This is a genomic window from Burkholderia sp. BCC0419 (genome assembly GCF_902830285.1).
Lineage (GTDB): Bacteria > Pseudomonadota > Gammaproteobacteria > Burkholderiales > Burkholderiaceae > Burkholderia.
The window spans coordinates 58,171-71,069 of sequence record NZ_CADESR010000003.1 but is presented as its reverse complement, the minus strand read 5'-3'; the positions used below and the strand labels follow the sequence as shown (position 1 = coordinate 71,069).

The window sequence follows — 12,899 nt, the reverse complement described above, 5'->3', positions numbered from 1 at the left end:
TGCGTGCGGTTGCGCGCATCGTTTTCGTTGATCACACCATGACACCGAATCAACCGTTTCTCGCGTCCCAGCGCGATGTGCTGCTGCTGCTTGCCCGAATCCTGCTTGTAATCCTGTTCGTGATGTTCGGCTGGAAGAAGATTGTCGACTTCTCCGGTACGATCGCGTTCATGGGTTCGGAAGGCGCGCCTGCGCCGATCGTGTCCGCGGCGATCTCCGTCGTGATGGAGCTGTTCGTCGGGATTGCGATCCTCGTCGGTTTCCAGACGCGGCCGCTCGCGCTGTTGCTTGCGCTGTATACGATCGGCACCGGCATCATCGGCCACCACTACTGGACGATGACGGGCGGCGAGCAGATCAACAACATGATTCATTTCTACAAGAACATCGCGATCTCGGGCGGCTTGCTTGCGCTCTGCGCGGCCGGCCCCGGACGTTTTTCGATCGATCGCGGATAAGCAGACCCGAGGCGCGTGCATGGGGCGCGCGTCGGACGGTCGAGACTTCGAGGGGGCATCATTTTGCGACTCAAATACTTCGCATGGCTGATTGCGGCCGCCACGCCGGCGGCCGCGTTTGCACAGACGAGCGTCACGCTGTACGGCCGGATCGACGGCGGCATCGAATACCTGAACCACATCGCGAAGCCGAACGGTGGCAGCGGGACGCGCTGGAGCGCGGAAAGCGGCGACTGGGGCACCAGCATGTTCGGGCTGAAGGGCGTCGAGGATCTCGGCGGCGGGATGTCGACGGTGTTCAACCTGGAAACCGCGTTCCAGGTGATGAACGGCCAGACGGGCGGCGGGCGCATGTGGTCACGGCGCGCGTACGTCGGGTTGAAGAGCAACACGTGGGGCCAGTTGCAGGCCGGCCGCAACCTGTTCATCGACAGCGACGGCGTGTGGGAATTCGATCCGTTCGTCCAGCAGGCGTTTTCGTCGGCGTCGCTCGTGCGTGGCCGCAACTGGCAGCAGAGCAGCAACAACATCGAATATCACAGCCCGGTGATCGGCGGCTTCGACGTGCAGGCGCAATACGCGTTCGGCAACCAGTCGCGCGGCTTCAACTACGGCGCGGCCGACGATTTCGGCCGCTCGGACGGGATCATGATCTCGTACCACTCGCCGGTGCTCGACGTGCGCGGCATCTATGACGAGCTGCGCGACAACAACGGCAAGTTCAGCAATATCTTCACCGCGTCGCGCGAGTATTTCGTCGGCGCGAACGTGAAGGTGTCGAAGTTCAAGATCCAGGGCGCGTATACGCACTATCAGGCGCCGGATAGTCCGGCTGGTGTTGCCGATCGTGCGGATCATTACTGGCTTGGTGCGACCTACTCGGCGACGCCGCAGTGGGCCGTGACGGGTGGCGGGTATTACGTGAAGGTGGGTGATGGTGGCGGCGATGCGTCGCACGATCCGTCTGGGCACGCGATGATGTACGTGCTCGGCACTACGTACAACCTGTCGAAGCGCACGTTCCTGTATGGGACGGTTGCGTATGTACGTAACGGCGGGAATTCGAACTTCTCGCTGCTTGCGACGCCGCGGGATGCGACGTCGGGGACGAGTCCGATAACGGGCGAGTCGCAGACAGGTGCGTATGTGGGGATGATGCATACGTTCTGAGTGAGGCGGTTTGTGTAGGTGAAAAAGGCACGGGCGGTGAGGGTCCGTGCCTTTTTGCGTTTACGGCGATGGCGAGGATCATCGCGGCGAGCATATTGGTGTCGGCGGGCGGATTCGAATGCCTCGCGCCAGACGCGGCGGTTTTTATATAGCGGCCGCAGGTCGCTCGGCCATCGGTTCGCCTGGGGGGCGCATGACTTGCATGAGCATTGCGTTGCCGGTAGCACGCGCTCGATGTGTTCACACTCTCTGACGTTTATGGGCTGGAAATTTGAGGCGAACAACGGTTATGCGATTTGTCGCGCTCTGACTGATGTGAGCTGCGATTCGATCCGTTCGGCCGACAGCATGGGGTGTCCATGCAGATTGCGCATCGGCGGCCAGTACCGCACGAAAACTGAAGCCGACGCTCGTGCGGCACGCCGTGACGATGGAGTGCCGCGTCTTCATCCTGGCGATCACGATTTGCTGGCGCTGTCGAATGCAGCCATTCGACGGGCCGCGAACCCGTGCTTCCCGCGACATCGTTGATCGAAAGCATGATGTAAGCTGCGGGGGAGTCGTTCGGCGCGCCGCGATACTGAATGTGAAACATCATCAGCGTATGACGGGATGCATCACGATTTGACATGATGAATTCCGGCTCGGCGCGATTCAGCGGTTTGAACGCGCCGGCGTCCGAAGGCTCCCTGCAGCGGTCGGAATTCCGGGCCTTTTCCTATTTCAATGAGATACCAATCGGCCGCCCGGCGCTGCCCGGCGGCCGTTTTTGTTACTACACGGTACGGGGTAGCCTGATGGTTTCCGATCTCCTGAACAAGGTACTGCGCACGCAATACGTGCAACACGGACGCATTGTCCGCCTCGATACGCCGCTTGGCGAAGACTGGTTGGTCCCGCTTTATGTCCGGGGGCGTGCATGCCTTGGGCGAGACTTCGAATTCACGATCGACGCAACGTCAGCGCGACTCGAAACGATTCAGGCCAAGGCGCTGATCCGGCAATCCGTGACGCTGTGGATTCGGCAAACGGACGGTAGTGAAATGCCGATTCACGGCTATGTGACTGCGTTCAGTCGCTTGGGCGGGGACGGAGCCAACACCTACTACCAGCTCCGCTTCAATTCATTCCTCGCGCTGCTGCGCCTCGGCAGTGACCGGCGCGACTGGATCGAGACGCCCGCGCAACAAACCATATCCGATGTGCTGGGAAAGTATCCGCAGGCGGCCGGTAACTTTACTTGGCAACTGCGTCAATCGTTGCGCTCGTATTCTCAGCGGATGCAATGGGAATCTGACTGGAACTACGTGCACCGGACATTCGAAGAACTCGGTCTTTTTCCGCGTTTCGATATTGCGCAGGACGGCAAGTCTCACAAGGTCGTCATCATGGACGATCTTTTCTCGGTTCCCGAATTGAAGCACAAGACCATTTCGTTTAGCCGCTCGGTACAGGACGAGGAATTCGACGGCCTGAGCGAATGGATCGATTCGCAGGAAATCCAGTCCGCCGAACTCGACACGGGCACGTTCGACTACAAACGTCCAGACCTTTCCAAGCACGTCACGATGCCCGCATTCGATCTTGACGATGTTCCGGGCTTGGGCGAGCAGTACGAATACACGGGGTCGCATACGTGGTCGGATCGCGACATGGGCGAGACTCAAGCGAACTTTATTGCTGAAGAGTGGCGCTCGCGCGCGCAGCGCTTCTACGGGGTGGGGGCACTGCGTTGCGCATGGCCTGGTCGTTATGGCGTGCTGACCGGGCACCCCGTGCACGATGGGCAGTCGGAACAGGATCGCGAGATGGCGATTCTTTCCGTGAACTGGCTCATCCAGAATAACGTGCCGGGTCTCGAAAACCTGATGCGTTTTCGCAAGAGCGTGCGCACAGAGGTCGAGCAAGCGCGTGCGACCGGTGCAGGTTCGTCCGTGCGCCACGACGACGGCGGTGTCGGATTTTTCCACGTCGAAATCGAAGCGCAACGGCGTCGGGTCGCATTTCGCAGTCCGTTCGAACACAAGAAACCCGTCATGCAGCTTCAGACCGGCATCGTCGGCGGGCCGGAGAACGAAGAAATCTATACGGATGCGATGCTGCGGGCGAAGGTTCGGCTGACATCCGATCGACTCAATGACGGCGATCAGGACGTATCGGCGTGGATACGCGCGGCGATGCCCGATGCGGGCCACAAGCGCGGCGGCATGTTTCCGCTGCGCAAGAACGACGAAGTCTTGATCGGCTTCATTAACGGTGATTGCGATCGCCCCGTGATTCTGTCGAGAATGCATGGCGGCGAAAGCATGCCCGAATGGCACACGCACGGGCTGACCTCGGGTTTGCTGTCGCGCGAATACGGCGGCGAAGGTTACAACCAACTGATGATGGACGACGCCAGCGGGCAGAACCGCGTGCACTTGTACTCGACGAGTTATAGCTCGCATTTGCACCTGGGCTACCTGATCCAGCATTCGGGCAACACGCGAGGTGCGTTCATCGGGCAAGGCTTCGACCTCAAGTCATTGGGCTACGGTGCGTTGCGGGCCGAACAAGGGCTCTACGTTTCGACGCAACCCGCCGCGACCCAACCGCTGAGTGTGACGGCGGCGTCCGAACAGCTTACCCGCGCCGAAGCAATGCTGGCGACGACGTCGAAGGCGAGCCAGACGAATCGGGCGCAGAGTCAGCAAGACGGCCACGATGCACTGAAAACTTTCACGGACGCAACGCAGCACCCGGTGGCTGGCACGACCAAAGGCGGCCGCACGGCAGGCGGCGGCACGGGCAACGCGAACGGCTTCGGGAAGCCGATCATGCTGCTGTCGAGTCCGGAAGGCATTGCTGCATCGACGCAAGGGTCGGCGCATATCGCGGCAAACAAGCAAACCAACGTGGTTGCAGGGGAAGACATCAACCTCGCAGCCGGTCGGGCGTTGCTCGCCAGTGTGTTGGAGCAAATCAGCCTGTTTGCGGAAAAACTAGGCGTCAAGATCTACGCGGCGAGCGGCCCGATAGACCTTCAGGCGCAGAATGATTCGATGAGTTTGGCCGCTTCGCAAGATGTGAAGATTACGGCGGGCAAGAAGATGTATCTGTCGGCCGATGAAATCTGGATCGGCGCGAACGGCTCGTATATCAAGCTGACGGCGAACATGATCGAGAACGCGACGTCGGGGCAGATTGTAGAAAAGTGCGCGAATTGGGAGAAAGCGGGAGCGGCAAGCGGCACGCTGAAAAACCCGCTGCATTCGTCGCCGGTATCGGCCGACGGCGGTCGTTTCACAGTGTTCTCCGGTTAAACCGCGCGGCGGGATAGTTCCAATACAAAAAAATCCTGAAACCGAATCCGAGTCGGGAATCATGAGCAAGACAACGCCTAAAAAGAAGCACCATCCGCCGGCCGCTCCAAAATCGGCCCCCAAACCTGCCGAACCGGCGGATACACCACTGAACTGGGCCTACCCCTTCACGCCGGTAGGCAAGGACGACGCGGCCGACCCGATGACCTATTTCACGGCGCTGGCCAAGTGCGAAAACGGCTTTTATCCACTCGGTGTCAGCGGCATGTGGCACGGTGGCGTGCATTTCGCCGACGGCAGCGCGGAAATGCTGAAGCAGGACAGCGGCGTGCGCGCGATTGCGGACGGCAAAATCGTGGCGTACCGGCTGAACACGAAATATGAGGAGACGACGTACCCGAACAACGTTGGTCTGGCGCACTACTCGACCGGCTTTGTACTGGTCCGCCATGAACTGAAATTACCGCCGAAACCGGCCCCGAAAGAACCCGCGAAACCGGCTCCGGCATCGGCCCCCGCATCGGCTCCCGCGCCTGCATCGACTAACACCGCGCCCCCGACGCCTGCACCAGCCGACAATCCGTCGTCCAACAGCAAAGACAAATCCCTCGTGTTCTTCAGTCTGTACATGCACACGATGGATTGGGAAACCTATCAAAAGGGGATGGGGCAAGCGAAAACGGACCGGCATCCGGATCAGCCACTTCCGTCACCAATGTCATATTGGGAAGGCGACCGGTACTATCGGGTGGGCGACCAGGCGAAGGACAAGCAAGCCGTTCCGAAGCCGAAAGCGCCTGCGCAGCCGCCCACGACACGGAACGATGGGGCCGACAATCTGCCTATCAACAACACGAACCAGAACGAACCGCCGCCCGCAGATAGCGGTCAAGATGCCACTCCTCCGGCGCCGGAGACAGGCTTGCACATTCGAGAGTTGCCGAACGGAAAGAGCAAGATTATTGGCGTGTTGCCGACAGGAACCGAAATCATTGCGGGCGAAGGTGACCCTGCACACCCGGACTGGATCAAGATCAAGTCCATTAAATCGGGCACGGTTTTGTCTGCCGAAGTTGGTAAGCCGGTGTCTCCCCAAGCACAGTGGAGCTACGTGTTCAAAGGGGAACTGGACGCCGTTGTCGATCCGAAGCCGCTTGATACGGTCGTGATTCTGAAGGAACCGCAGCGCGTCAAGGCGGGCGAAGTCGTCGCGCATGTCGGCCAGTATCAATGGCCCAGGAAGGCGAGCCCGATACCGCCGAAGCCGAACTACCCGATGTTGCATCTCGAAGTGTTCGCGGGGCCGGACCTGAAGGACTTCATCGATCAAAGCCGTGCGCGTGCGAAAGAACTGAACGATAAAAACAAACCGCTTCTGGAAATCGAGCCGGGGGCCAAGCTGGTCAGCGAAGTGCCCGCGCCGGATCAGAAGCTGACCCAATCCGGGTTGAAGCTCGTGCCGATAGGCGATGCAAAGGGTTCGCGCTGGATTAAGGTACAGCCGAAGAGCGTGACGACCGTGCCCGCGAAAGGCAAGCAGAAGGCCAAGCAAAACTTCGCAGACGTTGGGAAACCGATGTGGGTTGAAAGCAGTCTTGCGAACACGATCAGCACGGCGAATGTTGCGGGATGGCAGAACTTTCCGCTGGACGTTTCCAAGGCGAGCGGGCCAGGAGCGGACTTCCGGGACGTGCTTCTCCGTATGCAGCTCGACAAACTTGGTGCGGACAATGTCGCGATCGACGACAAGGGGCATCATTGGTGGAACATTACGATTGGTTCGAAGGATGGTTCGGCGCGACAGGGATGGGTGTGCGACACCGGCCACCACGGCGTGCAGTTTCGTAGCCCTTGGGAATGGCCGGGTTTCGAATTGGTAGACAATGGCAGCGTGAGCCCTGCCGACATGTTCAAACGCCATATCCATACGACCGAACAATATCTTGCGGACGAGGAAGGTACCGAGTTTATGGGGACGGCAGCGAAGGTCAACGCTGGTGAACTCATCATGAAACTTGAAAAGGCGATCGACACGAACCAAGACGGGAAGGTAACGGCGCAAGAACTGAAGCACGCACTGGAAACGCGTTGGATGGCCGAAGCGGTTTCGCATCTTGTGGTGCGCAATGAAACCGAATGGGGCGGCGGTCTGGGCAAGTGGGAAGAGCTCAACCCGCTTATGCAGAAGCAGACCGAGATGTGGAAGACGGAACTTGACCGGCTCGCGAAGCTTCAATGGTGGGAGCAAATCAAGGGTGTCGATGGCTTCCCCACGGACCTTTCGCCTTGGCACCTCCATCCGATTGGGTTGATCGGGAATTTTGCGGACACAGACTGCTGCGCAATTACGGTCGAGCTATTGGAAAAGGTTTATGAAAAATCGGGAGACTGGTTTACGGGGAAAGGCGGACCAAGGACCTTTGTGCAGGAGTTTCCGGAAAAATACCCGAATATATATAAATACGACAAATATAAATTCGTCTCGCTGCTCAATGCTAAATTGAAGGAATATGGCATTGTCGGGTGTTATCATAAAGCCCACTTTCTCGCACAATGCTTCCATGAATCGGCTAGATTCGAGACAACAATAGAGTTCGCCTCCGGCGAGGGATATAATCCTGGGGTGCATCCGGATGCTATTAAGAATGGGAATACTGCTCTCGGAGATGGACCGAAATACAAGGGAAAGGGAATAATTCAGCTGACGTGGAAAAATAACTATGCGGCATACTCCGCTCACAGAGGGGTCGATTTTGTAACCAATCCTGAGCTTATTGCTACCGATATGGAAAACGCCATCGATGCATCTTGCTGGTATTGGCGGCACAAAGGAACACTTTCGGAAAAATATGACGCCAAGGGTGATATAAATATTATCGTAGATCATGAGAAAAATAATGTTAGATTGATTACGCTGGCCGTCAATGGTGGGCATAATGGGTTGCCTGAACGGCAGGAGCTTTTTGATCGAATCAAGAAAGAGTGGGGGTTGACTTGATAATTTTGAAAAGAGATGTGTTGCTCAAATTTGGCTTGATTTCTACGATTGCAACAATCGCATTATCAGCTGCTTCTGCTGAGACTGCTAATGGACTCTCAATAAATAAAACGGGGGAAATTCGTGATTGTAGTGGTTTGTCAACGTGCAAAAGCATTGAGCCGACTGGCGATCTAAAAAAGGCTATTGATGACGGTTACGAGAATTTAGCTGTTGTTGATATTTATAAGGATGGAAATCAGGAGATTGCTGCCACGAGTGGTGGGAGCGGTGGTTGTTCGAAATTTTTCTCATATGACCGTGCCTCACACAGATTTTTCGCTTTGAGATTTTCGGATCGAGATATATGTAATTTTAGAATCGAGGGAGATAGCTTGATTAGTTCGTATCGGCTTGACGCGAAGCAATATGAGGATATCTATAAGCTTAAAAAGGGAAGGTATCAAATCGCAATAACTGATGCGTGTGTCGGATGCGATGAAGTTTCCCGTTCGATGTACGCAGATGGGAGAATTTCTGAAAAAATAATCGTTACCAATCAGCGGGACTATGCAAAGCGCATGCCGGTAACTACGATGGTTGTTGCGGATAAGGCAAGATTATATGATGATCATTCAGATTCTTTTTCGACAAAAATGTATTTGCTGAAAGGCGATAAGGTTCAGCTGGCGGATTTTAATAGTGAAAACGGCCTTTGGTATCTTGTCAAATATTTTACGAAGCGGCATGGTGCTATCCTCAAATGGATCAAGTGCGAAGACTTGGCTGTATGCAAGTAGGTCAGGAATCTCAAATGGATGGAGTGATGTAGATGGTGATAAAAGAGGGTGTGAGTGATTAATCTGATTGGAGCGGAGAAGGGCGCTTGTTAAGCGAGCGTTTGAACAACTTAATCCAGGAAGGTAGCCGTGCAGACGTGAATGGGATTCTTCGCTAACTGAGGGGCGCGCGAATGGTGGGAAAAATGCTTGGTGTGGCGACAGTTGTAATTTTTCTGATTTGCTTGCCAACCCTGGCTGCAGAAACCGGAGGCTCGCACGATGATATTCCTGCCGACTAGATTCGAAATGGATGCAATGTCATTTTTTCTAAAGAGTCGCATCCTCTGTCAAATGATCCGCTAAGTGCGCCGCCGTTTGATATCTCGGTAAAGTGGATTTGTCGAGATGGGGAGGTTAGTGATTTTGACAAATATACGATCAATGGAAGTAGTCCGGGCGTGGTGACTGTATTATTTTGGTGTGGGCGGTATATTATTGTTCTTGTGAAATGGACGGCAAATTCGAGTGCGTCAGATCACGTTGGTGATTTCTATGAGGTTTTTTCTTACGAACGTCACCAACTGAGTGGGCGGGCGGCCATCGTCAGGGATAGTGCGATCGAGAGTTTTTTTCCATCGGGGTGGGACGGTTATGATAGGAATGGATCAAGGGTTACGTATCCATTCAAAGATGCTGCGTCAATTAGGAAGGTGTTGAGATCGAATAACGTTAGGTAGATGTGTGAAATGATGAAAATTGGTTGGAATTTCTGTTGCTGCGAACTCGGGTGTCCGGGGTAAGGTGAGATATGTCCATTAATTTCGTTCGAGTCGGTGATTCTACGGACCACGGCGGCAAAGTCGAAACGGGCTCATCGACCATGAAATTCGATGGCCGCTACGTCGCGCGCAAAGGCGACCGGGTGTCGTGTCCACAGCATCCCGACGTGTCGCCGAACATCATCGAGGAAGGCGACGAATCGATGAAGGACGACGGCATTCCGCTAGCGCGACACGGCCATCGCGCTACATGCGGTTGTCACCTGATTTCGAGTCTTGTGTAACGCTACAACAGCGACGCGAGGCCTGGCCGCATCGGGCAGCGAACGATCACGGAGCCGTCGTTCTTCGACAGCACGACGAGCTGCGTAAAGCTGTTGGCGGGAGCATACCTCGACAGGTATAGGTCGAGCTGAAGGATCAACGCGCCCATGCTGTTTTCAATAAACGCGCTCTCATCTGCCGCCATCACAATTTCGAAGCCTCTCACAAGGGCCGAATGTGGCTTGACCGCCAGTAGTCGCTCGACGACGTTTCTCTTGACGAACGAAATCGCCCCGACGTGTTCGGCGCGTCGATCGTTCGGTGCAAGTTGGCGCATAAATTTAACGAAGTCCGGCCACCCCTCGCGTGTCAACTGCATCAGATTGGCTGTCGTCAGCGCGAGCACGCGCCACTGCGCTTCCGACTCACGGGACGCTCTATAGGTCGGCGTCGGCTGTTTCAGCAAAGTAATCCTGCAAGGAACCCGACCGTTTTCGTTTTTCAGATCGCCCTTGAGGGAGCCGATCCGCATCCGCGAAGGCCAGTCGCGATTCGTGCAGGTGAGGTCGGCACTCAATTGCAGCGGCGTTTTCGCCACCGCTGTCCCGTCCGCGCGTAGCAGTACGAGCGACGTTTCACGTCCGGGATGATGAATTGCCGCGTAAGGATCGTGACGCGTGATCCAGAACCGTTCGCCGGCCCCGACTCCCCACGCATTCAGCGGCGGAATAGCGCTCCCGTCTGACGGATCGCGAACCGCATCAACCGAATAGATGCCGCTTATGTCTGGTCGGCTCGGCTTCGGCACGACGGGATAATCCGCGACAATTTCGCCACGTAACGACTTGACGCCGATATGCTTGAACAGGTTCACGATTGGCGTACAGGACAGTCCGATGTTGTTCGCCGAGAGTAGGGTGAGCGCTTGCGCGATGCGCGAATCGGCGTGCACGCCTCCAATCGCCAGATGTAGTGTTACGCGACGCGCGCGATTCATTTGGACGGGTTCAAGACATCGGCGTAATTGAATGTCGACGAAGTCGAACTTGTCCGGAAATCCGACGTATTCCAGTAGCGGTTGAACCAGCGGCGAATTTTGCGACGGTGGCAGCAGCATATCGTCTGGGCCGAACCCGACCGGTGTGACCGGTATCCCCGCAATTTGCATCCACCGTCCGCTGTCGTCCGCTTCGACATATGCGGCCCGGACTCGTAGCAGGACCGTATCCAGCAGCGCGACGACTGTCTGGCGTTCTCCGGCGAAGTGGACGCGCAGCGCGTCGGGCGAAACCGCTCTGAGCGGCGCGGTGGCGCCCGTCGATTCGATCGTGATGGAAATGAAGCTGGTTGTGTTCGGCGGCAGTGCGACTTGTGCCGGTGCGACGGTGCTGCGCGAGAATCGAGCGTTTGCGATGTGGATCGGCGCAAGCGTTACGTCATAAGCGGTTCGAAAGCGAACTTCTCCGCCGCGCGACGTGAGTTCCATGCCACGCGGCAAGACGGTCGGCTTGTCCGGTAATTCCTTGATCGGATCGAAGCGAGCGATCGAACATGCAGGGAACGGCCGCAGATAGTGCGGGTGCAAGACATGAAGCAACGCTTCGGTGAATTTCGGTGCGCCGTCGTCCAGGTTGGCCCGGATTTCGGCTGCAATCAACGCGAACGCCTGCATCATCCGCTGGACGTGTGGGTCGTCCGTCTGTCCGCCTGTAAAGCTCAGGCGGGCGGCAATTCGTGGATACTCGTTGGAGAAGGTGGCGAACTGATCTTCCAGCTTCGCCAGTTCCTGTTCATAGTAGCCGCGCAGCTTGTCGTGCATATCCACCGTCGTAAGGCCTCTGCAGTTCACGACGTGCGTCGTATTATCCAGCGGTCATCGTAGCCGAATCTCCGTCCTTCGAGCTCCCGCAGCTCGATGGTCCGATGCCAAAATATGAGTCTGATGGAATTACGGCAACTGCACGACGGCAGGAAAGGCCGCTTGCGTTCGCATACGATGGCTCCCCGCGGGACAACGAACGAAGCGACCCGACTCCATTGCCGTGCCGGCTGGCAAGGCTGTCAGCGCTCGCGTCTGGGCCTGTCGATCGGAGTAGAGCCGGGAAGTCGGGCGCAGGCTAAAAAAACGTCCCCAAGTGTTGCTGGTCTCGGCTATCCATAAGCGATTGATATTCAGTAACCCATATTGATGAATTTTTGCATCAGCCGTGGTTTCTTCAATCTCGGCGTGAATATGTTTCGCAATGTGAACTTCGAGGGGCGGCGCGTCGAGATAAAGTCGGGACGGCAGCCGCCGACGCGGGACAGGATCCGCGGGTTGATGTCGGTGTGGGGTGAGGGTGGCCCGTGCGTTGTTGCGTTTACGGCTTTGCCGGATCATTGTGACGTGCATACATCAGCGTTGGCGCGCAGATCGAGGTGCGCCGGGCCAGCCGCAGGCCGTTATATGGCTGCCGCGCATCGCTCGTTCATCTTTTCGTCGCGAGTCTTATAGCTGGCGTTATGCATCGTGCTACCGATAACGTGCGCTGGATGGATTCACATTTTTTGACGTTTACGAGTTGAAAATTCTGCGACGGCATCGCTGTCCCAGAGGATTGAAGCGGTTTTGGGTGAAAACACTATCGTGCAAATCAAGAACAAGGTATTGGTCTATGTTACATGGCGAGACCGATTGCTCACTTTCACGCAACCGAAATTCCCGGAAGCCGGGAGGCAGGTGGTTGCCGGCACGATGAACCACGGGGAAGTGCCAATAGCCGCCGCGCTACGCGAGCTTCGCGAGGAAAGTGGTATCGGCGACGCTCAAGTCATGCGCGTTCTCGGCGACTACTTCTATTCGATGCAGAAATTCGGAAGAAGCGAGATTCAGCACCGGCATGTCGTGCACGTCATGGTGAGCGACGCCATTGCAATGAAGGCGCATTGGACGCATTTCGAGAGCGATCCAGATTCCGGTGGCGAGCGCATTGAATTCAGCTTCCAGTGGTTTCCTCTTTTTGGAACGGAATTCGCACTGATCGGCGGGCACGATTTCTTCTTGCCCGTGCTGAAACACTTCATGCGCGAGCATTCGGATGCGTGATTGAGCCGATAGCCTGATCAAGCGCTTCATTTGGTCGACAGTGAGGGGCAAGCTGCCGAGACCTTCCGGAACACCGCCGACT

The 12,899-nt window shown here is 56.5% G+C and carries 8 protein-coding genes; 7 read left to right on the top strand and 1 reads right to left on the bottom strand.

Annotation, left to right across the window (positions count from 1 at the left end; genetic code table 11):
* Window positions 1-38: 38 nt before the first annotated feature.
* The 6 genes from HWW87_RS18590 to HWW87_RS18565 all read left to right on the top strand — a co-directional run bounded on the left by HWW87_RS18590 (window position 39) and on the right by HWW87_RS18565 (window position 9,752).
* Window positions 39-458 (top strand): DoxX family protein, encoded by a 420-nt coding sequence (locus HWW87_RS18590; protein WP_175821565.1) that lies wholly within the window; start codon window positions 39-41, stop codon window positions 456-458.
* Window positions 459-521: 63 nt separating this feature from the next.
* Window positions 522-1,628 carry a porin gene (locus tag HWW87_RS18585; protein ID WP_174387596.1) on the top strand — a complete coding sequence of 369 codons (1,107 nt, stop codon included), beginning with the start codon at window positions 522-524 and terminating at the stop codon, window positions 1,626-1,628.
* Window positions 1,629-2,425: 797 nt separating this feature from the next.
* Entirely contained in the window at window positions 2,426-4,930 is a 2,505-nt protein-coding gene (locus tag HWW87_RS18580; protein ID WP_175822101.1) for a type VI secretion system Vgr family protein, read from the top strand.
* A gap of 61 nt (window positions 4,931-4,991) precedes the next feature.
* Window positions 4,992-7,928 (top strand): glycoside hydrolase family 19 protein, encoded by a 2,937-nt coding sequence (locus tag HWW87_RS18575; RefSeq protein ID WP_244107303.1) that lies wholly within the window; start codon window positions 4,992-4,994, stop codon window positions 7,926-7,928.
* A 17-nt stretch (window positions 7,929-7,945) separates the two neighbouring features.
* Entirely contained in the window at window positions 7,946-8,707 is a 762-nt protein-coding gene (locus HWW87_RS18570) for a hypothetical protein (protein WP_175821564.1), read from the top strand.
* A 790-nt stretch (window positions 8,708-9,497) separates the two neighbouring features.
* Window positions 9,498-9,752 carry a PAAR domain-containing protein gene (locus HWW87_RS18565; RefSeq protein ID WP_175821563.1) on the top strand — a complete coding sequence of 85 codons (255 nt, stop codon included), beginning with the start codon at window positions 9,498-9,500 and terminating at the stop codon, window positions 9,750-9,752.
* Window positions 9,753-9,754: 2 nt separating this feature from the next.
* On the opposite strand, the gene tssF is transcribed toward HWW87_RS18565, so the two are convergent.
* Complete coding sequence (gene tssF, locus HWW87_RS18560; protein ID WP_175821562.1) at window positions 9,755-11,551, bottom strand: type VI secretion system baseplate subunit TssF; 1,797 nt, start codon at window positions 11,549-11,551, stop codon at window positions 9,755-9,757.
* A gap of 807 nt (window positions 11,552-12,358) precedes the next feature.
* Between tssF and HWW87_RS18555 the strand changes: the two genes are divergently transcribed.
* On the top strand, window positions 12,359-12,817 hold the full coding sequence (locus HWW87_RS18555; protein ID WP_208449951.1) for an NUDIX domain-containing protein: 459 nt from the start codon (window positions 12,359-12,361) through the stop codon (window positions 12,815-12,817).
* The last annotated feature ends 82 nt before the right edge of the window (window positions 12,818-12,899 follow it).